The sequence below is a fragment of the Nibrella saemangeumensis genome (assembly GCF_039541915.1).
GTDB lineage: Bacteria > Bacteroidota > Bacteroidia > Cytophagales > Spirosomataceae > Nibrella > Nibrella saemangeumensis.
Map to the genome: position 1 here is coordinate 49,349 of NZ_BAABHD010000002.1, position 24,294 is coordinate 73,642.

At 52.2% G+C, this 24,294-nt stretch carries 21 protein-coding genes; 7 read left to right on the forward strand and 14 right to left on the reverse strand.

All coding sequences use genetic code 11. The annotated features are described in order from the left end of the window. Positions 1–81: 81 nt before the first annotated feature. A complete protein-coding gene (locus tag ABD949_RS00700) occupies positions 82–1,341 on the forward strand; it encodes an aspartyl protease family protein (RefSeq protein WP_345239642.1) in 1,260 nt (419 codons plus the stop codon). Between the two features lie 113 nt (positions 1,342–1,454). Here ABD949_RS00700 and rpmB read toward each other — a convergent pair whose 3' ends face one another. Continuing rightward, the gene (rpmB, locus tag ABD949_RS00705; RefSeq protein WP_345239644.1) at positions 1,455–1,694 is read right to left on the reverse strand and encodes a 50S ribosomal protein L28; all 240 of its coding nucleotides are present in this window, start codon (positions 1,692–1,694) and stop codon (positions 1,455–1,457) included. Positions 1,695–1,754: 60 nt separating this feature from the next. Next, positions 1,755–1,997: a C1orf53 family protein gene (locus ABD949_RS00710; protein WP_345239646.1), complete on the reverse strand. Its 243-nt coding sequence runs from the start codon at positions 1,995–1,997 to the stop codon at positions 1,755–1,757. 53 nt (positions 1,998–2,050) lie between these two features. Between ABD949_RS00710 and rocD the strand changes: the two genes are divergently transcribed. Continuing rightward, on the forward strand, positions 2,051–3,298 hold the full coding sequence (gene rocD / locus ABD949_RS00715) for an ornithine--oxo-acid transaminase (RefSeq protein ID WP_345239648.1): 1,248 nt from the start codon (positions 2,051–2,053) through the stop codon (positions 3,296–3,298). Positions 3,299–3,383: 85 nt separating this feature from the next. Here the strand turns inward: rocD and ABD949_RS00720 are convergent, their stop codons facing one another. The 3 genes from ABD949_RS00720 to ABD949_RS00730 all read right to left on the reverse strand — a co-directional run bounded on the left by ABD949_RS00720 (position 3,384) and on the right by ABD949_RS00730 (position 6,362). Next, complete coding sequence (locus ABD949_RS00720) at positions 3,384–3,998, reverse strand: class I SAM-dependent methyltransferase (RefSeq protein WP_345239650.1); 615 nt, start codon at positions 3,996–3,998, stop codon at positions 3,384–3,386. Positions 3,999–4,177: 179 nt separating this feature from the next. Beyond that, on the reverse strand, positions 4,178–5,278 hold the full coding sequence (locus ABD949_RS00725; RefSeq protein ID WP_345239652.1) for a hypothetical protein: 1,101 nt from the start codon (positions 5,276–5,278) through the stop codon (positions 4,178–4,180). A gap of 58 nt (positions 5,279–5,336) precedes the next feature. Then, positions 5,337–6,362: a WD40/YVTN/BNR-like repeat-containing protein gene (locus tag ABD949_RS00730; RefSeq protein ID WP_345239654.1), complete on the reverse strand. Its 1,026-nt coding sequence runs from the start codon at positions 6,360–6,362 to the stop codon at positions 5,337–5,339. Between the two features lie 193 nt (positions 6,363–6,555). Here ABD949_RS00730 and ABD949_RS00735 point away from each other — a divergent pair, with 193 nt between their 5' ends. Next, positions 6,556–8,013 carry a S41 family peptidase gene (locus ABD949_RS00735; RefSeq protein ID WP_345239656.1) on the forward strand — a complete coding sequence of 486 codons (1,458 nt, stop codon included), beginning with the start codon at positions 6,556–6,558 and terminating at the stop codon, positions 8,011–8,013. A 53-nt stretch (positions 8,014–8,066) separates the two neighbouring features. On the opposite strand, the gene ABD949_RS00740 is transcribed toward ABD949_RS00735, so the two are convergent. Next, positions 8,067–8,486, reverse strand: a complete 420-nt coding sequence (locus ABD949_RS00740) for a gamma-glutamylcyclotransferase family protein (protein WP_345239658.1) — start codon at positions 8,484–8,486, stop codon at positions 8,067–8,069. Positions 8,487–8,539: 53 nt separating this feature from the next. Here ABD949_RS00740 and ABD949_RS00745 point away from each other — a divergent pair, with 53 nt between their 5' ends. Then, positions 8,540–10,024: a TonB-dependent receptor gene (locus ABD949_RS00745; protein WP_345239659.1), complete on the forward strand. Its 1,485-nt coding sequence runs from the start codon at positions 8,540–8,542 to the stop codon at positions 10,022–10,024. A 57-nt stretch (positions 10,025–10,081) separates the two neighbouring features. Here ABD949_RS00745 and ABD949_RS00750 read toward each other — a convergent pair whose 3' ends face one another. Continuing rightward, positions 10,082–10,675 carry a DUF308 domain-containing protein gene (locus ABD949_RS00750; protein ID WP_345239661.1) on the reverse strand — a complete coding sequence of 198 codons (594 nt, stop codon included), beginning with the start codon at positions 10,673–10,675 and terminating at the stop codon, positions 10,082–10,084. A 188-nt stretch (positions 10,676–10,863) separates the two neighbouring features. On the opposite strand from ABD949_RS00750, the gene uxuA reads away from it, so the two are divergent. Next, positions 10,864–12,111 carry a mannonate dehydratase gene (gene uxuA / locus ABD949_RS00755; protein WP_345239662.1) on the forward strand — a complete coding sequence of 416 codons (1,248 nt, stop codon included), beginning with the start codon at positions 10,864–10,866 and terminating at the stop codon, positions 12,109–12,111. 4 nt (positions 12,112–12,115) lie between these two features. Continuing rightward, on the forward strand, positions 12,116–14,227 hold the full coding sequence (locus ABD949_RS00760) for an alpha-glucuronidase family glycosyl hydrolase (protein ID WP_345239663.1): 2,112 nt from the start codon (positions 12,116–12,118) through the stop codon (positions 14,225–14,227). Between the two features lie 42 nt (positions 14,228–14,269). Here the strand turns inward: ABD949_RS00760 and ABD949_RS00765 are convergent, their stop codons facing one another. The 5 genes from ABD949_RS00765 to ABD949_RS00785 all read right to left on the reverse strand — a co-directional run bounded on the left by ABD949_RS00765 (position 14,270) and on the right by ABD949_RS00785 (position 20,392). Beyond that, positions 14,270–14,671, reverse strand: coding sequence for a hypothetical protein (locus ABD949_RS00765; protein WP_345239666.1), 402 nt, complete (start codon positions 14,669–14,671; stop codon positions 14,270–14,272). A 163-nt stretch (positions 14,672–14,834) separates the two neighbouring features. Beyond that, a complete protein-coding gene (locus ABD949_RS00770; protein ID WP_345239668.1) occupies positions 14,835–16,079 on the reverse strand; it encodes an MFS transporter in 1,245 nt (414 codons plus the stop codon). Positions 16,080–16,125: 46 nt separating this feature from the next. After that, a complete protein-coding gene (locus tag ABD949_RS00775; RefSeq protein WP_345239670.1) occupies positions 16,126–17,394 on the reverse strand; it encodes an MFS transporter in 1,269 nt (422 codons plus the stop codon). A gap of 73 nt (positions 17,395–17,467) precedes the next feature. Continuing rightward, complete coding sequence (locus tag ABD949_RS00780; RefSeq protein WP_345239672.1) at positions 17,468–18,451, reverse strand: hypothetical protein; 984 nt, start codon at positions 18,449–18,451, stop codon at positions 17,468–17,470. Between the two features lie 12 nt (positions 18,452–18,463). Beyond that, the gene (locus tag ABD949_RS00785) at positions 18,464–20,392 is read right to left on the reverse strand and encodes a M1 family metallopeptidase (protein ID WP_425576711.1); all 1,929 of its coding nucleotides are present in this window, start codon (positions 20,390–20,392) and stop codon (positions 18,464–18,466) included. A 168-nt stretch (positions 20,393–20,560) separates the two neighbouring features. Between ABD949_RS00785 and ABD949_RS00790 the strand changes: the two genes are divergently transcribed. After that, entirely contained in the window at positions 20,561–21,556 is a 996-nt protein-coding gene (locus ABD949_RS00790) for a hypothetical protein (protein WP_345239674.1), read from the forward strand. An 89-nt stretch (positions 21,557–21,645) separates the two neighbouring features. Here ABD949_RS00790 and ABD949_RS00795 read toward each other — a convergent pair whose 3' ends face one another. Together ABD949_RS00795 and uvrB are read right to left on the reverse strand one after the other, a co-directional pair. Continuing rightward, on the reverse strand, positions 21,646–22,179 hold the full coding sequence (locus tag ABD949_RS00795) for a DUF2911 domain-containing protein (protein ID WP_345239676.1): 534 nt from the start codon (positions 22,177–22,179) through the stop codon (positions 21,646–21,648). A gap of 75 nt (positions 22,180–22,254) precedes the next feature. Continuing rightward, entirely contained in the window at positions 22,255–24,285 is a 2,031-nt protein-coding gene (gene uvrB / locus ABD949_RS00800; protein ID WP_345239677.1) for an excinuclease ABC subunit UvrB, read from the reverse strand. Between the last annotated feature and the right edge of the window lie 9 nt (positions 24,286–24,294).

Below are 24,294 nucleotides of genomic sequence, written 5' to 3' on the forward strand. Positions count from 1 at the left end.
GGGAAAATCCGGCTCTTTAGCCAGAAAAATTGTGTTTTATTGTAAAAAAGTTTTAAATTTCGAATGTAAATCTTTACTTCTATGAAAACCCTGTGCTGGATAGTGAGCTTGTTGGGGGTGTGGCTTACGGCAGCAGGTAATGACCCCAAAGTACCAGACAAAGACCGGTATGGCTTTTATCTGACCGGTAATCGTTCCTATGCCAGAATTCCCTTTCAGCTTCACTCTAATCTTATCCTGGTCCCTGTAAAAATTAACAGTTCCGATACGCTTTATTTCATCCTCGATACGGGGGTTAGTGCCACCATCATCACAGACCCAGCCGCTTTACGCAACCAAAAGCTCAACTTTTCGCGTAAGGTGAAAATTACCGGTGCCGGTGAGGGTAATCAACTTACAGCTTCGGTTGCCATTGATAATCACATCAGTATGGGGAGTATGCATGCGGCTCACCAAAACCTCGTGGTGCTGGATGAAGACGTCCTCAAACTCTCCGAATACGTTGGGGTGCCGGTACATGGCATATTTGGCTACGAAGTATTTGACAATTTTGTAGTGTCCATCGATTTTATGTCGAAGGAAATCATCCTGATGCAGCCCCGCAAATACAAATACCGTAAGTCGAAAGGCGACCGTTACCCAATCACTATTCAGGATACCAAGCCGTATCTGGACGTAATGGCGGTAGTAGACGGCGACAGGACCATGCCGCTGCGGGTAGTGCTGGATACCGGAGCCGGTCACGCGCTGCTGCTCGACCGCACCCGCGACCCCGAATCACTGCCGCTGCCGGAAAAAGTAATTCGGGCGCAGTTGGGCCGTGGCCTGAACGGGGTCATCAACGGCAGCATGGGACGCATTGAAAAGATAAGGCTGGGCCGGTATGAGCTAAAAAACATTCTGGCGTCCTTTCCCGACAGTATTTCGTTTGGAATGAAGCTGGTCAACGCGCCGGAACGGCAGGGGAACGTCGGCTGTGAGTTGCTGCGCCGGTTCCGCGTTACGTTCAATTACCAGGAGCGGTACATTGTGCTCAAGCCCGTAAAGCGCCTGCTGAAAGAATCGTTTGAACACGACATGAGCGGCCTGGAGCTGAAAGCTAAGGGTGAGCGGTTCCGCAACTACTACATTGATAAGATTATTGAAGGCTCACCGGCAGATATGTCGGGGCTGCGCGAAGGCGATGAACTGATGTTTATCAATAACAATCCGGCCGGTGAATTAACCATCAGCGATATCTATAAGCTACTGCAGAAAGGGGAAGGCAAGGAGATCACCCTGCTGGTTCGTCGCAGCGGGCAAATCGTGGTCGCGCAGTTCGCGCTGAAACGGCTCATTTAAGCAGACTGGTCCCTCAAAAACAACAAAGCCTCTTCCGCGGAAGAGGCTTTATGGTACCATTAAATACCTTGTTAAAACACCAGGCCGGGACAATGTCGCGCAGCCGGTAGTTTTTAGATAGAAAGCGTACCTTTTTTGTGTGCGTCACGGAGGGTAGCTTCAAGACCTTTCTTATTGATGGTCTTAATTGCCGACGTTGCCACGCGCAGCGTAACCCACTCACCTTCTGACTCCAGGAAGAAACGCTTCCGCTGAAGGTTAGGATAGAATTTACGCTTTGTCTTATTGTTGGCGTGAGAAACGTTGTTTCCAACCCGCGTCCGCTTTCCCGTTATTTGACAAACTCTGGCCATGACCGTACTCGTTTTCCTTTTGAGGGTGCAAATTTGCGCAATTATTTGGTAACCTGCAAACTATCCTTCTCTTTTTTTGAAACCATACGGGCAATGGCGGCACCCGCTTTTGCAACAATACCCCCGTTTTAAATGGTAAGCCGCCGTAAAAACCAGAAAATTGTGTTCGTAATAATAATCCTCTTCGTCTAGTCCTGGCACTTTGGGTTTCTTTCGTGAGTGAGCTTTCATGTTAGTTGGCAGTCTCTGGCAAAATTGGTAGTTTTGGTGGGTAACCTGCTGTTCATACAAATGGTTATACATAATTAAGGCGTTAAAGTGCAGGTCCTTAACCGCCAGAAAACTAAGCAGATAGCATGGAGTCTACATTACACCAGTCCGCTACCGAGCGAACTATAGAGCTGGAATGGCAGTACGGAGCACATAATTATAAGCCGTTGCCGGTGGTTCTTACCCGCGGCCAGGGCGTGTTTGTCTGGGATCTCGATAACCGCCGGTATTTCGACTTTTTATCGGCCTATAGTGCGGTGAGCCAGGGACACTGTCACCCGCGCATCATCAACGCTATGATTGAACAGGCCCAACGACTGACACTGACCTCCCGCGCTTTTTTCAACGACAAGACCGGGGTCTGTGTCAAATACCTCTGCGATTATTTCGGCTACGATAAGGCGCTGATGATGAACTCCGGAGCTGAAGCCGGTGAAACCGCCCTGAAACTGACCCGTAAGTGGGCATATCTGGTCAAAGGAGTTCCGCAGGACCAGGCCCGGACGGTATACGCTACCGGAAATTTCTGGGGCCGAACGCTGGCGGCAATCTCCTCATCTACTGATTCCAGCAGCACCCGGGATTTTGGACCGCTGCTGCCTGGTTACCTGCTGGTGCCCTATAATGACCTGAATGCGCTGGAAAATCTCTTCCGCCAGGATCCGAATATTGCCGGCTTTATGGTGGAGCCGATTCAGGGCGAGGCCGGCGTGGTGGTGCCGGATGAAGGCTACCTGCGCGGAGTTCGGGAATTATGTACCAAATACAACGTCCTGTTGATTGCCGATGAAATACAGACTGGTATCGGCCGTACCGGCAAGCGGCTGGCCTGCGACTACGAAGACGTAAAGCCAGACCTGCTGGTACTGGGCAAAGCTTTATCGGGCGGGACTATGCCGGTGTCGGCGGTGCTGGCCGACGACGAAGTAATGCTCACCATTAAGCCCGGCGAACACGGCTCCACGTTTGGAGGCAATCCGCTGGCTTGTGCCGTTACGGTGGCGGCTCTTCAAGTAGTAGAAGACGAAAAACTGGCCGACAATTCGGCGGCTATGGGAGAGGTTTTCCGGGCCCGAATGAATGCCCTAGGCGAGAAGACAGACCTGGTAAAGATGGTGCGCGGCAAGGGTTTGCTCAACGCGCTGGTAATCCAGGAGCGGCCGGCGTATGGCGAAGGAACTGCGCTGGAGCTTTGTATGCGTCTGCGCGACAATGGTCTGCTGACCAAACCTACCCACGGCGATAAAATCCGGTTTGCTCCGCCCCTGGTCATTACCGAAGAGCAGATGCACGAAGCCTGCGATATTATCGAAAAGACCGCGCTTGCTTTCTAACCGCCGGCAAACCGACAAGTGGTCCGCTTTCAGAAAAACCTCAGCAGCGGCTTCTGAGAGCGGACCACTCCTTTTAAGTTTCTGGTTAATGGGTACGCGGTTTCAGGATTCGACAGGTCCAGGTCACATTTCGGATGTTCGTTACCTTATTTTCATCCAGAAATTCGTATTGCTGGTATAGATCACTCCAGATTGTGTCGCCTTTCGGTGAAAGCAGCGAAATCATAAAGAAGCCATCTGGTTCAAGGTGAGCCTGCAGTCGATTCAGCAGCTTATTCGGATTGCTGGAGAAATACAGGGCTTCGTTAATACAGATAACATCAAACTTACCCTCGGGTACATACGTATCCATATTACCCTGGTAAAACCTCGTTTTCTCGTCGCCCCGTTTCTCGTTGCCAATGCGGGCGGCTTCGCTCGATAGGTCAACGCCAACGTACCGGGAGTAATTTGACTTTTGGATACTGTCGTTCAGTACCCCTTCTCCGCAGCCGAGGTCCAGAATGGAACCTTCTTTCTTCAAATAATTGAAATACCCGGCGAGAATCTGGTGGTGAGCCAGTTCATCCAGGCGGCCCAACCAGGCCCAACCGCCATGTTTGTATTGGTGGTCCAGACGAGCTTTATAGCTCCGCAAAATTTTTCGCTGAACAAAGGATACTACTCTGTCCAAAACAGGCTCCTGTACAAGTGATTCCATTAGAGTTTTAAGGAAAAGACGGATTTGTAACTCACAAATTTAAATTAGCCTTGCCTTAAAACATATATATTATAAAAATTCTAATACACTGTACTATTAATATCGATAGTACAACTATCATAATTGCTAAATATACAACATTACAACGTTTAGATACTTATCCTTAGAACCAGCCTGGATTACCTTATCTTTTCGTCATTCTCATATAGGCCCCGCTCTTCCTCCGTACCCTCGGCATTATAGAGAATACCAGGGCCATGCCGGCGACCATTGCGAAAGTAGCCGTTAAAACGGTCGCCGTCGGCGAAATAATACGTCCCCCTGCCATTGGGTGTATTGTTCACGAACTGACCGGCGTAGCGGTCGCCGTTGCGGTAGTAGTAGATGCCTGTACCGGATCTGACGTCATCTTTGAAGCCTCCCTTGTATTTCAGCTTTCCATCGGCATAGTATTCGGTACCTGCACCATGCTTATCACCTTCGTCAAAGTCGCCTTCGTAGCGTTCGCGGGTGGGATACATGAATACGCCTTTACCGTCCAGACAGTTGCCGGAAAGGCAACCAACCCGATTGGCCGATACGCTGGCAGGCTTATTGTCAACCGGAGTTGCCGGAGCCGGTCTGCTTGACGCGATCGTGGCCGGAGCCGGTCGGCCGGCTGTCTTGGTACGGGGATACATTTCTTCGGCCTCCAGCCAGCCTTTGCGGATGTGTTCAACGCGCGACAGTTTGGCCGGATGCGTGGGGGTTGGATGCTCGTTGCCGAGTGCCCTGATGGCTACCAGCGATTCTTCCAGCGAAGCGCCTAACTGGTGCAGTACAAAGCCGGAAAACTTATCGGCTTCCAGTTCCTTCTGCGGCTGACCACCCCGCCCATCGATGGTGTGACCCTGCAAATGATGACCAATCTCATGCGCCATGATACTGATAGCCGACCAGTCGGTCTCGGTAACAGTCTCAATTCGCTGCATAAAAGCTCCGTCGTAAATAATGTAGCGTTGACCATTTACGACGGTAGCAAAGCAGTTCTGGGTATTCGGGCACTCAATGATTTTGAAATTACGCATCAGCCCAATGGGCTTCAGGATACGTTCAACCACTTTCTCGGCATGACCGTTGGACGCAGACCGGACGTAGTTGCAGTTGGCCAGCAGGCCGTTGATGCCGGAATAATTACAAACAAAATTCCCGTTGGTGGGAGGAGACTGGGGTGCCGGGGCGGGCACAAAGGCTGACAGCGTAATCAGGCCAGCGACAACACAAACCGTATACGAATTCATAAACAATGCTGGTAGTACGAATACGGTTCTAAAACGACTACCTGCCGCTCCGGATTGTTCAGCGAAACGTTTGCCGGGCAATTTTTCCGCGAGCGCCCACCGCCCAGCAGGTATTACCAGCACACGAAAGGGCATGAAAACCTTCCGTTACGGCCTGAACCCAGGTTTTTCCGTTATCTGCCGAAACACTCGTGCCCGAAGGCCCTACGGCCACCAGTCGTCCATCGGCCAACCGGCCAATCGCTTCCTTCAATCCGGGCGGCAGGACCGGCGTAACAGGCTGCCAGGTCTGACCGCCATCACTGGTAGCGATGATATTCTGCACCGGCTCTTTTTCCTGCCGGTAATCCCCCCCAACGGCCATACCATGCCGGCTGGTCCAGAACCTCAAACCGAAAATGCCCGACGAAGCGCCCGCTAGTATTGGGGTTTCTGCAACAGTCCAGCTTTTGCCCCGGTTTTGTGACCGGAACACCCGGCCGGCAGTAGCGCCACCCGAACCAATCCATACATTCCGGCGCCCTTCCACGACCATAGCCGAGTTGCTGGCGGCAAATGCCGCTTCCCCTTTATGCATCGGTGGTAGGGCATCCGGCGGTATACGCTGCCAGGTCCGGCCACCATTTTGGGTGCAGAGAAGAAACCATTTACCGTCTACCGGATCGCTGAACACAATACCGTGCCGCCGATCCCAGAAGGCAATGCCATCAAAGAATACACCCGCCGTCTGCGTCTGAAACCGAAGTTGCCACGATTTCCCACCGTCCAGGGTTTCATAGATACGGGCCTGGTTACGTTCGGCAGGGCCGGCGCTGGTTACAATAGCTCGACTGGCATCGAAAGCCACAATCCCCCGAAAATCCAGTGAGTCAGCACCGGGTATAGTTAAGACCTGCCAGCTAGCTCCTCCGTCAACGGTCCGGGCTACTGTCCCCTGGGAGCCACCGGCCCACATAATAGTGGCGCTGGGGGCACTTACGGCTCTAAAACTGGCGCTGGTACCGGGTTGCTGAAGCTGCCATTGCGCCTGACTGCGCCAGCCCGCCAGCAGGAGCAGCAAAATGATCAAGTATCGTTCCGGCATGTCGATGTCTTTTTGCTAGTGGGAAAACCCGGATGCAATCATACGAAAATTCTTAAGCCGCGCTGTGCAACCAATCCCTTTAGTTTATGTTTGAGAACGCTTATATGGCGGGATTTTAATAAATTTTTAAGCACTTATTGGCTTACAAAAGCGTTTATTTAATGCCTAACCAAGCCAAGAAAAACTAAACTATATGATCCAACGTCGTGAATGGCGCTTCTCTCTGTGTCTGATAGCAGCAGGAGCTTTTTTGATGACTTCCTGTAAAAAGGAGGTTGATTCAGTGACTCCGCAACCATCTACAATCTCTACCTCCTCGGTCTCCGACCAGGAAGTCAACAGGTGGATTCTGGAGAACATGCGCGATTATTACTATTGGAACGATAAAATACCGGCCAGTCCGAATACAACTCTGAAGCCGGCTGAGTTCTTCAAGTCGCTGCTGTATAGCTGGGACGCCACGGCCCGGCCCGACGGTGACCGGTTCTCCTGGATTCAGGAGAGCGCCGACGAACTGAAAGCCTCCCTTAACGGGGAGTCCAAAACCGATGGTATGGAGTTTCAACTATACCGCCCGGCCGGCACAGACGATATTTACGGGAAAGTACTGTATACACACCCCGGCTCACCGGCGGCTCAGGCCGGTATTAAGCGCGGTGACATCTTTTATAAAGTAAACGGGCAAAAGCTGACGTCGGCGAATTACTCCCAATTGCTGTATGGCGATGGGTCTACGTTTACCTACGGCTTTGCCAAACTGCAGGATGGCAAGGTTGTAACGACCGACGAGTCTAAAACTGTAACGGCTGTTGTCAGGCAGGAGAACCCAATCCTGATGGATACGGTGTACACCATCGCCGACAAAACCATTGGCTATTTTGTGTACAACCAGTTTGTACCCGGCCCTAACGGTAGCACTGTGAACACGTACGACAACCAGCTGGACGCTATTTTCGGCAAGTTCAAGGCGAAAGGCGTCAACGAACTGATTATAGACTTCCGCTACAATCCGGGTGGCTATGTAACATCGGCCACCAATCTGGCCAGCCTCATCGGCCGGGGTGTCGATCAGTCAAAGGTATTTGCCCGCAAAGAGTGGAACAAAACCCTGACGCCTGAACTGGAGAAGCAGTACGGGAAAGATTTCTTCTTCGACTACTTCAAAACAAAAGCCAACAACATCGGCGGTAACCTGAACCGGGTTTATGTGCTGACCACCCGCCGGACGGCCTCAGCCAGTGAATTGGTGATCAATGGCCTTCGTCCTTTCATGACCGTTACCACCATCGGTGCTACCACCTACGGTAAAAACGTTGGTTCGATCACGCTCGACGATAAGAATAAGAAGATCAAGTGGGGTATGCAGCCGATTGTATCGAAATCATTCAACGCCCTTGGGCAGTCTGATTATTCGGCCGGCTTCACACCTTCAATCAAGATTGATGAGTTACTGACGCAGGACTGGAAACAGTTTGGCGACATTAATGAAATTATGCTGAGCGAGGCCATTTACCAGATTACCGGGGCCCGGACGGCTCGTCGTGCGGCCGCCCCGCAGGAGTCTGCAACGGTGATTTCATCGTCTATTACGCAGAAGGCCGGTGGTAGCAATATGTTCGATAAAGCGCCGGTCCTGGAGACACATCAGTAAGATTTTTAGGCGTATTCTGACAAAAAGCAGCCCATTGGGTTGCTTTTTGTCGTTTATAGGAATGGGTTAAAATCGCCGGTTGTGATTAGCTCCAAAGTATCGGTTGGCCCATTGTATAAATAAACCCAGCAGGGCAACGTTCGTCTAAGGGCGGTAAGCGGCAGCAGTCTGCGTACGAACAAACCAACTCCGGAACCACTATCGGCGGTGTCCTCGTAGTCGTCGAGGATCGCCAACATACGGGCTGGGTGGTGCAGTTGGCAAATTTCGCCCCAGACGCGGTTGGTGCCAGAGGGGTCGCTGATGGCTCCGGGAAACCAGCCGACCCGGTATAGTCTCCCCGGTAGCCAGACCCGGCCCAGGTAGGTGCTCTGACGGTGAAGCTGTTCAGCGAATGGGTTACGGGCCCGCTGCATCAGGGTGCCGTATACGAATAACAAATCAGTAACCGATGACTCTTTAGGGTCCGACACTGTTTTTATAATTTTGAAAGCATTAATTTAAGCATCGACAAACACCGGACCACATGTACGAAAAAAATATAGGAACGAAACAAAAGGCCCTTCGGGTGAACCTGGACCGAAAAATCTACGGCTCCTTTGCCGAGATCGGGGCCGGCCAGGAAACAGCGGCCATGTTTTTTAAGTCAGGAGGAGCCTCCGGTACCATTGCCAAAACCATGTCGGCATACGATATGACGTTCAGCGACGCCATCTACGGGCCGGAAGAAAGCGGCCGTTACGTAGTAGAATCCCGGCTGCTGAAAATGCTCAACAAAGAATACAGCCTGCTGGAAAAGCGGCTGGCCGAAAAGCGCGGAGCCGATACCACGTTTTTTGCCTTCGCTAATACGGTTGTCGCCTTGAATTACCAGAAAACCAACGAAGGGCATGGCTGGCTGGGGCTGCGCTTTCAGCTTAATCCGCAGGCAGCCTACAACGACGTCATTATCCACGTCCGGATGCTGGATAACGAAAATATCCTGCAGCAGCAGGCGCTCGGCATCATCGGTACCAACCTGATTTACGGCTGCTTTTATTATTTCAAGTCCCCGGAAACACTGGTTCTGTCGCTAATGGATGATCTGACACCGGAGCGAATTCAGATCGATATGATTCGCTTTGACGGCCCCGATTTTGCCAATGTCGATAGCCGGCTGATGAGCTTACATCTGGTAAAGAATGGCTTTACCGACGCGGCCTTGTTTGGCCCCGACGGACGGGTGCTACAACCTTCCGAAGCGCTTTACAAAAAGCATATTCTGCTGCTGCGCGGCCGGCTGCGGCCAGTAACGAACGTTCACGTCGATATGCTGGAAAACGGACTGAAGCAGTTCCAGGCGGAACCGGACGTGGATACCGAACGGGTTGTATCCGTTTCGGAGCTAACCCTGCATAACCTCAAAGCCAATGAGCAGGGTATTGACGAGAAAGACTTCCTCGACCGGGTAGATATTTTGTGTTCGCTGGGCCAGACGGTGATGATCTCCAACTACCACGAGTACTACCGGCTGGTAGCCTATCTCTCGCGGCTGACCCGCCTGAAGATCGGCCTCATCCTTGGAATTCCCAATCTGGAGTATATTTTCGAAGAGGAGCATTACGAGTTTCTACCGGGCGGTATTCTGGAATCATTTGCAGCGCTGTTCAGCCGCAAGGTGAAACTCTTTGTGTACCCAACCCTGCGGGAGGGCAAGATCTATACCTGTCAGGAGTTTCATTTGGCGCCTAACCTGGAGCCCTTGTATCAATACCTCATCCAGAACGATAAAATCGAGGATATTAATAATTACAACGAGCAAAATCTGCATATAGTAACGGATCAGGTGCTCGACATGGTGCAGCGGGGCGAAGACGGCTGGGAACGAATGGTTCCCGAGGGTGTTGCCCGGCAGATCAAAACCAACTGTCTGTTTGGCTATCCCTGCGACGTTCAGTATACACCGATCGGCGAGCAGGTGCGCAAACAGGTCGAAGCTGAACAGGTGGCCACGAGCGAAACACAGGTATAATAGCAGAAAACCCTCCGGAAAGTCGGAGGGTTTTCTGCTGACATAGCGATCGGTCAATTATCGATTCTGATATGTCTGGTCGTAATAGCCCTGCCCGAATGAAGCTCGCAGCCGCAGGGTGTTCAGGATATAAATACCTCCCAGCGCTATAAAGTGAATGCCAATCCAAAGCCAGGCCTGGGCATTTCGGGGGCCGAACAGCATCAGGAAAAACGCCAGCGATACCGCAATGGCCGCTGCAATGGCCTGTAACGTCCGGGGAGAGAGATTATCAGCCCGCCCGGCGCGTAGCGATAAAAAGTTAAACATCGCCTGCGTGGTCAGAATAGCCCCGTATATCAGCGCCCAAAACCCCAGGTTATCCATAAACACCCGCGCTTCCTGAACGGCCATTAGCAGAATAGAAACACCAAAGCCGATATCTGCCACACTCTGTATCAGGTGAAACCAATAACTTCTGTCGAGCTGACGGAAGGGTAGCGAGAACACAAAGTGACATACGCCGGCAATGATAAACATTACACCTACAATGGTAATGGTTGCAGATGAGGGTTCATCACCCACCAGCATCGTGAGCAGTCCGATTACAATAAACAGCGCCGACTTGGCTAACAGCAGCCACCAATGCGGCATGATATGTCTTCTTTCCATAATGATAAAGTCTACTTGAACCATAGATTTTAAGCTACAACCTGGTGTTGCTGATTGTTGTTTGTGAATTTTCTGTTTCTGTCGGGAAGACGGTATACCCCTGCTCTTTTATGCTTTTTACATCAAAAAATCTGGTTTTCCGGAGCCAGGCGCTAACCAGTTGATTTAAAGACAATTTCTGCATTACTATGGGAATGCTACAAACAATGCGGTGGTTCGGCCCAAACGACCCCGTTTCGCTGATGGATATCCGGCAGGCTGGCTGCACCGGTATCGTGTCGGCGCTGCACCAGATTCCGGTTGGGGAGGTATGGTCCGTTGAAGAGATTCAAAAGCGGCAGCAGCTTATCGAAGCCGGCAATGCCCGGTATTCGCCCCTGCACTGGGTGGTAGTCGAGAGTCTGCCGGTACACGAGGACATCAAAAAAGGACGTCCGGGCCGGGATATCTGCATCGAAAACTATAAGCAGTCGCTGCGCAACCTGGCCGCATGTGGCATTAAGACCGTCTGTTACAACTTTATGCCGGTGCTGGACTGGTCGCGCACCAATCTGAATTACGAAATGCCGGACGGTTCCCGTGGCCTTCGATTTGTCTGGGAGGATTTTGCCGTATTTGACCTTTGTATTCTGAAGCGGCCGGGTGCCGAAGCCGATTACGAACCGGAGACGATCGCTGCCGCCCACCGGCAGTTTTCGCAGATGAGTCCTGAGCGGATCATGGAGTTGTCAGCGATTGTACTGCTCGGTTTGCCGGGCTCTGAAGAAAGCTTTACGCTGGAGACGTTCCAGGGCTTGCTGGATGAGTATAAAACCATCAATGACAGCGACCTGCGGGCGAACCTATACCATTTCATTCGCGAAGTGGCACCGGTGGCCCAGGAAGTTGGTATCAACCTCTGCATTCATCCCGACGACCCCCCGCGGCCGTTGCTGGGACTACCAAGGGTTGTCAGCACCGAGGCTGATCTCGCGCAACTAATGACCGCCTGCGACATAACTGCCAACGGCATCACTTTCTGCACCGGCTCGCTGGGTGTTCGCGCCGATAACGATTTACCAGGTATAATCCGGCGGTTTGGTGAGCGGATTCACTTTATCCACCTACGCGCTACCAAACGGGAAGATGACCCGCGCAACTTCCACGAAGCCGACCACCTCACGGGCGATGTCGATATGTATGCGGTTATAAAAGCCATTGTCCTGGAACAACAGCGACGTGCCAGCCTCGGTGTTGGCGAGACCTCCATTCCAATGCGACCCGATCATGGCCACCAGATGCTCGATGATCTGCACAAAAAGACCTACCCCGGCTACTCTGCCATTGGCCGCCTGCGGGGTCTGGCCGAAATCAGAGGCCTCGAACTTGGGATTCTGCGGGCATTGGCAGATAACGAATTGGTTACGCCAAACCCCGAAACCTTCTCTGCGAGCTAAGCATATGTTGAAAAGAATATTAATCGCCTTACTCGTACTGACCTACAGTGCTCACGCCGACGACGGTTACCGCCTGTGGCTGAAATACGATCTCATAAAAGATGCTGCCAGGCGCGATGGCTATGCCCGTTCCGCCCAGTTTATCGCGGTGAATGCCAGCAGTCCTATCTTACAAACAGCCGCTAGTGAGCTACAAACAGGTTTGCAGGGATTATTGGGTAAGTCGATACCTGTTAACCCGAATGCCGGCAGCCGGACCGGGGGTATTATCCTGTCTGTAAGCCCGGCACCTAATGCTGATGTGCAGACGCTCAACAACGAAGGCTACCGCATTGTCAGCCGGCAGAACAATATCATTGTCACCGGCAAAACCGCTGCCGCCGTGCTGTATGGTACGTTTGCCCTGCTGCGGCAACTGCAAACGTTGCAACCGATTACCAACCTCACCCTGACCAGCAGCCCCAAAGTACAATACCGGCTGCTCAACCACTGGGACAACGTAAACGGAACCATTGAGCGGGGCTACGCCGGTTCTTCGCTCTGGAAGTGGTACGAACTACCCGAACGGCTCGACCCACGCTACCGCGACTACGCCCGTGCCAATGCCTCTATCGGTATCAACGGCACCGTGGTGAACAATGTCAATGCCAGTCCCCGCTTTATGACCGGTGAATACCTAAAGAAGGTAGCCGCGCTGGCCAACGTCTTCCGACCCTACGGCATCAAAGTATATCTGTCAGTATACTTTCCCGCTCCGCGCACGGTGGGTGGCTTGAAGACCGCTGATCCGCTTGACCCGCAGGTGCGGAAATGGTGGGCTGATAAAGTAAAGGAAATTTACAGCGTCATTCCCGACTTTGGCGGCTTTCTGGTCAAAGCCAATTCGGAAGGAGAACCCGGTCCGCAGGATTATGGCCGCAGCCATGCCGATGGAGCCAACATGCTGGCCGAAGCGCTGGCACCGTATGATGGCGTTGTGATGTGGCGGGCGTTCGTTTACAAGGCGGACCCGAAAGGCGACCGCTTCAAAGCCGCCTACGAGGAGTTTAAGCCTTACGATGGACAGTTTAACAAAAAGGTGCTGGTGCAGGTAAAGAATGGTCCGATCGACTTTCAGGTTCGTGAGCCCTTCCACCCCATGTTTGGGGCCATGCCTCAGACGCCCCTGATGATGGAGTTTCAGCTCACGCAGGAATACCTGGGCTTCGCAACCCACATGGTCTACGAAGCACCTTTATTCAAAGAGACGCTGGAATCAGACACTTATGCCAAAGGCAAAGGCTCTACGGTGGCGAAAGTAGTTGATGGCAGTCTGCACGGGTACCCGATTACAGGTATGGCAGGGGTAGCCAATACCGGTTCCGACCGCAACTGGACCGGGCATACTATGGGTCAGGCGAATTGGTATGCTTTCGGTCGATTGGCGTGGGACCATAGCCTAACCTCGGAAGCCATTGCTGACGAATGGGTAAAAATGACCCTCACCCGTGACCCGCAGGCGGTAAAGACCATTACCGGCCTGATGCTCCGCTCGCGGGAGATTTACGCTAACTACACCAACCCGCTGGGGGTTCATCACATCATGGGTTATGGTATACACTACGGCCCCGAACCCTGGCTGGACAAAGCGCCCCGTCCAGACTGGCGGCATACCTACTACCACCGCGCCGACTCCGTAGGAATTGGTTTTGACCGGACGGCAACAGGCAGTAATGCCTTGAGTTTATATACGCCGGAAGTACAAAAACAATGGGGTACTATGGAAGCGTGCCCGCTGCCCTATCTGCTATGGTTCCATCATGTACCCTGGACCAAACGACTAAGTACCGGACGTACGCTCTGGGACGAATTTACCACCCGCTACTACACCGGTGCCGATTCGGTACGATGGATGCAACAGCAGTGGGCACAGGTAAAACCAGCCGTTGACCCGGAGATTTTTAATGACGTAGCCGGCCGGCTGGCGGTGCAGCAAAAAGAAGCCATCTGGTGGCGCGATGCCTGCGTGCTGTATTTCCAGCAGTTTGCCCGTCGGCCTATTCCTGCCCCGTTCAAAAAACCGGAACGGACGCTGGAGGAGGTAAAGCGACTGGTCGATATTTACCAGATGCGGTAATGGAATAAAGAAGGGGCCAGGCGGCCCCTTCATGCGCTTTATTTATTTCATGGTGATCATGCGCTGCGGGAGGGCCTCCTGCACGCCAGGTGTGGATAGTCGGAACGAGCGTTCGGTACTTTCAACTCCGTCACTAATCCGGAAGGTATAGTAGCCGTCTTTAATCTGGCTGAGGTCAAAGCGCTGGTGGAATGCTTTTGTTTTCTTGGACACTACACCGGAGTATACAATCTGCCGCTTGTCGTCCAGCATTTCTACCTGAAGCCGGCGATCCGTGTTATTTTTCTCTACACTCATCCATACTTTAGAGGCATCGGCGGCCGGGTACATGGCTACCGCAAACGATTTTTTGTCCGGATCACCGCCCTGACCTACTGCCAGCGACGACACAAATACCAAAGCTCCTATCAGAATTTTTGCAGCGGGTTGAACGAACGTTTTCATGGTGTTGCAGATGTTAAAAGGTGATTGTGTTGTGTTTTACATTCACCCTAAAGATGCAATCCCGAACCCGTGTGTGATGGAATTAGGAGCAGCGGCTGAAAAAAAGGATGAGTGGCTATCGGCCCAAAAACAGCTTACCACTCAGTAAAAAGCCAGAAATTTCTCAGCTTTCGGTATACTCCAGATCTTTACCGAACGTTTCGTCTAGTTTGGCCAGCGACCAGAAACCGATCACAAAACAGACCAGTCCTACAATGGCTCCGGCCCCGATAACGCCCACCAGTGGCTTCAGCATCTGAAAAGCAGGAATGGTAAGTAGCGTGGTCGCCCGGACGTTATTAGCAACCGATGTGGTGGCTGTGGCCCGCAGGTTGGTTCCAAAGTTTTCGGCGGTCACCGTCAGAAACAGGGCGATATAGCCGATAGCGAAGCCCATACCGGTGCAGGCGGCATAAAACAGGCTGGCCGCCCGGATGCCGGTAAACAGATAAATACCCACAAATACGGCTGTCAGTCCCATCATCAGACCAATGGCTCGTTTGCGCGATCGCATCCACTGACTCAACGGTCCACTGAGCAAATCGCCCACAACCATGCCAATGTAGGTAAACATTACGCACCGACCCGGCTGAATAGGCTCCGGAATGCCCAGCGCCTGACCAAACTCATTGCCGAACGTAGCCAGAATACCGATGACAAAATACGTTGGCACGGCCATGCCCATGCAGTACAAATAAGTCAGTAAACGCCTGCGCCGGGAAAACAGTAACCGAAGACTACCCCGCCCGACGGCTTTCTCCTTCATTTGCAGGTACATCCCTGACTCAAATACACTTACCCGCAGCAGCAGCAGGATCAGGCCCAATCCCCCGCCAACTAAATACGTAGTACGCCAGTCGAACAGGGTAACGGTGAAGTACGCGACCACGGCACCCATCAGGCCTACCCCGGCGATAATAGACGAGCCATAACCACGCAGTTCCTTCGGCAGAATTTCACTGACCAGGGTAATACCTGCGCCCAGCTCGCCGGCCAGACCCAGGCCGGCAACAAACCGCAGCAACGCATAAACCTGCGGGTCCTGCACAAAACTACAGGCGATATTGGCCAGCGAGTAGGTAACAATGGACCCAAATAACACCGAAAGCCGCCCTCGTTTATCACCCAATACGCCCCATAGTACCCCACCAATGAGCAGACCGGCCTGCTGCCAGTTGTAGATTCGTCCGCCGATGAGGGAAATTTCGGCCTCGGAGAGGTTTAAGTCCTTCAGGCTGGGTACCCGGACGATGTTGAACAGCAACAGATCATACACATCCACGAAATAGCCCAGAGCGGCTACCACCACGGGCAACGAAAACAGCGAGCGGTACGAAACAGATGAATGCCGGAGAGTATTCGATTGCATAAGGCAGCTTGCTTAAGGGTAAGAGCGGCTATTCGTTGGAATCAGATTATTCTTCCAGGTAATTCAGATCCTTGCCGTGGGTTTCGGGAATAGTCAGGATGGAGTAGAAGCCGATGGCAAAGCTGATCAGACCCACCACCGCGCCGGCATTTATGACATCGAGCGATGGCTTCAGGCTGATGTACAGAAAATTCATGAATATAACGGTACCACGCACCATATTGGGCACCGTAGTAGCAGCGGTGGCCCGTAGATTAGTGCCAAACTGCTCGGCCCCGATGGTGACAAACATAGCCCAGTAGCCAATACCAACACCCAAACCCACGCAGAGCATATAGAGCGTAGTGGCACTTTTCTCGCCGGTATACAGGTAAATCAGGCTAAATACCAGCGTAATCAGCATCAGCAGCGACACAGCCTTTTTCCGGGATTTCATGGCCTGACTGATAAAACCACTCGCCAGATCACCAATGGCTAGGCCTACGTAACACCACATAATAGCCAAACCAGGTCTGATCGGCTCCGCAACACCCAGCGCTTTGCCAAACTCGTTGCTGAACGTCGCCAGAATGGCAATAACAAACCAGGTAGGCAGGCCAATACCAATGCATTTCATGTATTTGGAGAACCGGGTGCGGTTGGTGAAGAACGCAAAGAAATTGCCCTTCTGGACGTGCTTCTGGCCGGCTACGTCTTTGTACATTCCTGACTCAAAAACCCCGATACGCAGCAGCAGCAACCCAAAACCCATGACTCCACCGATAATAAATGACCACTGCCAGCTAAATAACTCCACGGTAAAGTAAGCCACTACGGCCCCCAGCAAACCGATACCTGCCACCAGTGATGTGCCGATAGCCCGCAATTCTTTCGGCAGTACCTCCGATACCAGCGTGATACCCGCCCCCAACTCACCTGCCAACCCGATACCGGCAATAAACCGCATGGCTGCGTAATAGGTAATGGGATCCATAAAGGTGATCTGATCAACAAAGCCACAGGCAATATTGGCAATGGAATACGTGATGATGCTGCCGAACAGCACCGATAACCGCCCCCGTTTATCACCCAGTACGCCCCAGAGGATGCCGCCGAGGAGCAGACCACCCATCTGCCAGTTCAGAATCATGGCGCCAACGCGTGACACTTGCTCCTCGTTTAAGCCTAATTCCTTTAAGCTGGGAATGCGCACAATACCAAACAGGAGCAAATCGTAGATGTCGACAAAATACCCAAGGGCGGCTACAATAACGGGCAGACTAAAAAGAGCCTGGGTAGAAGATTTCGGCTTAGGCGTAAGCGTTGACGTTGACATAAAAAATCCAGAAGCGTAGAAAAGGAAATTCTGCAAGTATACGAAGTAGCCGTATAATTACGAAGTGGGCTACTCAGTCTGCCGTCTTTTCTGTATCTCCTGTTCCAGAAGTGGGTTCAACTGGTTCACCATTTATGGGATCATTGGCAGTAGTCGTTGTCGCTTCGGTAAGTACCGGCCCGGCATACACGACAGGTGGCGGTGGCACCAGCCGGTCAAACACCTGCCAGGCAACGCCCAGCGTAACTACTTTCAGGCCGATGCGCCCGAAAATAAACAGCTGCTGAATCAGGAAAACCAGCACTATGGCGGTCCAGCTGCTCATTCCTATCGCCCCTTCGAAAGCCAGGTAGACCGCAAACCAGCCGGTGCTGATCAGCAGCAGGAGCCAGTACAAGCCCCACGTTCGCCTACCGTGCCGAATCACCAACAAACTGGCCCGTGCGAATGCCCGTAGCGCATTCGGCTCATCCCGACGCATCATATCTACTTTGGCGTAGTCGCCGATGCACAACACCAGCGTTGCCATCAGTACAAAAGCCAGAAAGCAGCTGAAGCCAATCCAGAATAGCTCACGCTCCGACAAGGTATCACTGAAGGCCATTACCAGCAGCGTACCCGTCAGCAACCAGATAAATGCCAGTAGCGCCACCGTTAGTGCAACCAGCGCGAATAAGGCCAGGTACCGACGAAAGTAGTGACTACACGCCTGCCAGAACGCGCCCATGCTAACATACCGGTTTGGCTCGGCAAATCGCATTAGGATGCCACCGGTAAAAAATAGGCTCAGGAATAAGTAGACCACACTTACCCAACGACCAACCGATAGCAGCGGGCTGATTGCCTTACCATGCACATGCATGAAATCCGTAAATACGGTATAGTCAAACCCATCCAGCAAAGCGTCAAAAGCAAGCGAGCGGCCGGTTTCTGCCCGTAACGTATTATAAAAAGGCAAAGCCACCAATAGACCTAAAACCAGCGACACCAGGTAGATCACCAGCAGCATCCGGCCGGAACGCCTGGTTATAAGAAAGGATTGCATCAGAAAGGACATATCCGGAATGATTTACGCCAGCCAAGCCAGCCATTGCATGACGTTTTGAACCCAGAACAGCAACTTTGCCGTGTATTTGGCCACCGGCGCGGCTGAGGCCCGGACGGCATAGCTATTATTATTCAAGTTTGTATCAATATACAGCTTCCGGTCAGGGTCAACCTTTGCCCAGTCGGCCCTGGCAGGCTGGGTCAGCATAAACGTCCGGTAACGGGCCTTGCCATCCCATTGTAACCGCTGTTCGCTACCGTCGTCGAAATGCACCTGCACTTCCACCGGCATCCGGGCATCGCCCCGGCGGTAGACAGTTATGGTTGATCGGTAGTTGGCTCCCTGTTTGCTGTTCCGGACAGCCTTTAGTTCATAATCGCATACCTGATCGCCGTAGAGGATTTGCTCGAAAAACCAGTTCATATCCGGCCCGTAGCGGTAACTCAGCCGTCGGGGTACGATCTCGTTGACGATCGCGATGAAGTCTTTCGCGGCCGGGTGCTTAAACTTCCAGCGGTTGAAGTACGTTCGCATTACCTCGTCCATGAGCGGCCGGCCCAGCAGGCCCTCCAGCGTTTTCATCCAGGTAGCGGTTTTGTTGTAGGTAAGCACGCCGTAATAGCCTTCCGGCAACTGCCAGGTATTCCCAAAAGACGGGCCGATAGCCGGGTTATCCAGATGGACGTAGGCATCCCGCGACATTTCGAAGTCACCCATACGCAGCCCCAGCCAATTGACGACCGAGGATTTACGCCCGTAGGTTTCATCCATGATCCGGCCTTCGTAATACTGGTTGAATCCCTCGTCGAGCCAGGCTTCTTCAAACTCATTACTGGCCAGCAACTGCATGAAATACTGATGACCAAACTCATGAACGGTAACCATCTCGGCAAAACGTATCCCCTGCGGCAACCCCCAGGTAGTGCCGGCCGTAATAAACGTCGGGTATTCCATACCGGCCGCACCAGAGGCATGCAGGGGCGGGTCTACAATGGTCAGCGTCGAATAGGGGTAGCGACCCAGGTGTTTGTCAAAATAAGCCAGAGCCGCTTTGGCGGCATCCAGATGGCGTTGCGCCTGATAGCGGTGTTCGGGCTGTAACAGCAGTTCTATCTTAACATGACGCCACTTATCCTCCACTACCTCAAAATGCGGAGAGGCCGTCCAGGCGAAATCAACCACATCTTCGGCCCGAAACCGAATGGTCTTGGTGCCGTTCCGGTTCGCCGTTTCGCCCTGCATCTGACCGGTGGCACTTACCCAGTATTCTCTGGGTGCGGTAATGTTCACATCATACACGCCAAAATCGGCGTAAAACTCCGAATTGGCGTGAAACTGGTGCGTATTCCATTGTCCCTGCATTGCATAGCGGGTGCCGGCCGGCTCGTAAACGCCAATTTTGGGGAACCACTGCCCGACCAGAAAAAAGTCGCGGCTGTAGCCGGTACGGGCAAAGATCTGAGGCAGTTTGGCCCGAAAAGCAATGTCAAGCGTGATGGTTTCCCCTGGCCCGACAGGTTTGCTCAACGGTACCCGGATCACCGTCTGGTCGTCGGCGTTATTGTCGTCGGGCTGGAAGAATTGAATTTTTGGGGTGAGGTTCTCACCATTGCGGACCCGCATAGACAGTACGTCAATAAAGCCATACGCTTCCTTGTTGCCAGCATCAATGTATTCACCCCGCAGTTGCCCACCCGACTCACGCATGAACGAGGACTGCTGATTTTTGAAGGCGTTCAGGTAGAGGTGAAACTGAAGCTCCCGTATGACATCCGCCGACGGATTCCGCCAGACTAGTGTTTCGCGGCCCGTCAGCCGTTTGGTCGCCGGGTTCAATTCCACCTGAATCTGGTAATTGGCAATGCGTGGACTCAGGGATTGAGCTACTACCGGAGTTTGGCCCCAAACAGGTAACATGGTCACAATCAGGAACCATCTTAGTCGTTTCATTAACTTAATAGATAAGAAATAACGGCAAGTAAACTACATTTTTCTGGGTTTGCTGCCGAATAATAAAGTACCTGATGAATAAAGCAATAAGCGTTTTAATTTATCTACCTTATCGACATTATTTCAGTAAAGTACTTCATTCTATTTTTATTAAATCTATGTCCCATTATGTATTATAAAGCTATTCTTAAATCGCTATCTGTCGTTTTGCTGACTCTGGTCTTCGAAAATTGCCAGCAACCCATCGACAACCTCAGGCCTGATGCTGAAGCCGCTAAAACGGAGGCCTCTGCCAAAAAGCCGGTTAAAACCGCTCAGGTGGTTGGCCCGTACACGGTGACCTTCATCAGTATGGTTCAGCCTGTAGGAACGACCAATAGTGTCTTCACCTATACGGTTCAGCGGACCGGGCCGGCTCAGGGTAATGGGTTAAGCCACATTATCTTCAGTCTGGGAGAGTGCCTTAACTCGTCTAATGTTATAGCCGCTACCATTGATGGTAATTCGTTCTCCAATCTGGCTTTCTCGGAGGGCAAAGGTACCGGGTGTAACCCAACGGGTAGTATCCTGAAGTTTGATAACCTGGCCGACAATATTTCGAATGGTCAGGTGCATACCTTTACGTTTACGGTTAACAAGATCGTCGGTGTGGCCGATGGCTCCATTTTTACGAAAGCCGGCAGAAATTGTTATAGTGGTACCCTTTCGACACCGGCTTGTGTAACGACCTACGAACTTGGCGGTCGTATGGAAATCCGGTACTGTACGCAGTATCCGACAGGTAGCGGTATACCAGGTTCCTATGGTATTCACATAGAAGGGATTCCTGTGCTGCTAAAGCAGAACGGTCAAACCATCATGACGACGCAGACCGATTGTAACGGCTATTTCAAGTTCACCGGTATTCCGGCAGGTAGTAGCTATTTTGTTGTTGTTGAAAGTACGCCTGCCAGATCGTTCAAATACATTCACGTCATGGTTGATCCAATGACCATCCCGAGCGCGTATTACGACACACATAAGAACAATGTCGACTTCTGGCTCGATGACTTTATGCCGGGCGAGTGTGGTGACCCTGCCAATGCTGACAACCCGATTCCGGAAGTCAACAGCGGTTTTATACGCCTTGACCCGTTTGTAGGTTCGGGCATCTGCGGTTTGTAACGGACTATTTCATACAAAAAAGGCCACCGGGACTGGTGGCTTTTTTTGTATGATAAATTTTTAATCCAGTACCAGCTCGCGGTAGCCTTTTACTTATCCCGTTTGCGGACCGGTACCACTACCTCGGTATCATCCCAGGACAATAGCATATCGGTACCCTGTGGCTGGGGCGCGAAACTGATAAAGAATTGCTCGGCCGGCTTTTCCCGTTTCCGGGCTATTACCGGAACACGCAACACATCTTTTGTCTGGTCATAATCGGTACCCCACTGCCCGGTTTCTTTGTTGAAGATAACGATCCAACCCGCTTGTGAGGGTATAGACCAAAGGGAATACTCGCCTTTATCCAGCGGCTGCCCGGCTACGATTACATCCTGATCGAAATCAATTTCGGTGGCTTCATTGGCACCAGTCCGCCACACCTCACCATAGGGTACCAGCCCACCAAATATTTTGCGACCTTTTTTATAGGGCTGGCTGTATGCTACTTTTATGTGTAGGCCATTTTGCTCAATTTCAGCCGTAGCCTCCGGGCTAGCCGACTTTGTGAAGTTGCGAAAGAGCAGAAATGCGAGAAATAACCCAATAAGAACAACACCGGCAATTATCAGAACTCGTTTCATGAGAAGTCAAGATTTACTATTTTAGGGCCAATAGTATGAAAAAAGCCGGTTGGTACCAACCGGCTCCCCAAAGTATCAGGGCTGTTTTGTGGCTTTCAGCTTATCCCGCAACTGGAATAACTCATCGCGCAGGCGGGCAGCCTCCAGAAAATCGAGTTCCTTGGCAGCTTTCTCCATTTTGTTCTGCGTTTCGGCGATCAGTTGCTCCAGATCGCTCTTACCCATATACTGCACCACCGGATCAGCGGCAATCCGGATCTCTTCGGGCTCTACATAATACTGCCGCGTAGCCGGTTTGGAGTCGGCCACTTTGGTTTGTTCCAGAATAGCTTCGCGGGATTTAAGGACCGTTGTCGGCGTTATACCGTGTTCTTCATTATACGCTGTTTGAATGGCCCGGCGCCGGTTGGTCTCGTCAATGGCCTTCTCCATTGACCCCGTAATCCGGTCAGCGTACATCAGCACCTTCCCGTTGGAATTACGGGCGGCCCGGCCAATCGTCTGAATCAGGGAGCGGATATCACGGAGGAAACCTTCTTTATCGGCATCCATGATCGCTACCAGTGATACTTCGGGCAGGTCAAGCCCTTCGCGGAGCAGGTTTACCCCAACCAGCACATCGAATATACCTAACCGTAATTCCCGAAGAATTTCTACCCGGTCCAGCGTCTTTACTTCCGAGTGTATATAGCGCGTCTTGATTCCAACGCGGTCGAGGTACTTGCTCAACTCCTCAGCCATGCGTTTGGTCAGCGTGGTAACCAGTACCCGTTCGCTCCGCTTAATGCGGGCATCTATTTCTTCGAGTAAATCGTCGATCTGGTTCAGGCTCGGCCGTACCTCAATCTCGGGGTCAAGCAGTCCTGTCGGACGAATCAGCTGCTCAACGACGACGCCTTCACTGATCCGAAGCTCATAATCGGCGGGAGTGGCGCTGACGAAAATGGTCTGCCCAGCCATCTGCTCAAATTCCTGAAAGGTCAGCGGGCGATTGTCCAGCGCCGACGGCAACCGGAAACCATAATCGACCAGGGCTTCTTTGCGGGAGCGGTCACCGCCCCACATCGCCCGGATCTGCGGCATGGTGACATGGCTCTCATCCACCACTAAAAGAAAGTCTTCGGGAAAATAGTCGAGCAGACAGAACGGCCGCTGACCGGGCTTTCGCCGGTCGAAGTAGCGGGAGTAGTTCTCGATACCGGAGCAGTAGCCCAGTTCCCGCATCATCTCCAGGTCGAACTCGGTTCGCTCCTTGATCCGCTGCGCTTCCATGTCCCGAAATTCCGACTCAAAATACCGCACCTGCGCAACCATATCATCCTGTATCTCATGGATGGCGTTATTGAGGGTATCACGCCCGGTAACGAAAAGATTGGCCGGGAAGATGGTAATCAGCCGCTCGTCAGACAGCTTCTTTCCCGAACTTGGGTCAATCCGCTGAATGGCTTCAACCTCGTCGCCGAAGAAGATGATCCGGTAGGCAAAGTCAGCATACGCCACAAACACATCAACGGTATCGCCTTTAACCCGGAAGTTACCTCGCTGAAAATCGCCCTCGGTACGGCTATAGAGAATCTCTACCAGCCGGAACAGAAACTGGTTGCGGCTGATGATCTCGCCAACACCCAGCCGGACCACATTGCTTCTGAACTCCTCGGGATTACCCATACCGTAGATGCACGATACCGACGCCACCACAATCACATCGCGCCGGCCGCTCATCAGCGCCGACGTAGCCGACAGCCGCAGCTTGTCAATTTCTTCATTAATGGCCAGATCTTTTTCAATGTAGGTATTTGTGGTAGCGATGTAAGCTTCTGGCTGGTAATAATCGTAGTAGGAGATAAAGTACTCGACGGCGTTTTCAGGAAAAAACTGCTTGAACTCTCCATAGAGCTGGGCCGCCAGCGTTTTGTTGTGACTCAGCACCAGCGTTGGGCGATTGAGTTGGGCAATAACATTCGCCACAGTGAAGGTCTTACCTGATCCCGTGACCCCGAGCAGTACCTGCGCCGGTTCACCCTCCTGTATGCCGTTAACCAGCTTGGTAATGGCCTGCGGCTGGTCACCGGTCGGTTGAAATTCTGACGTTAGTTTAAAGTTCATTTGTATTTG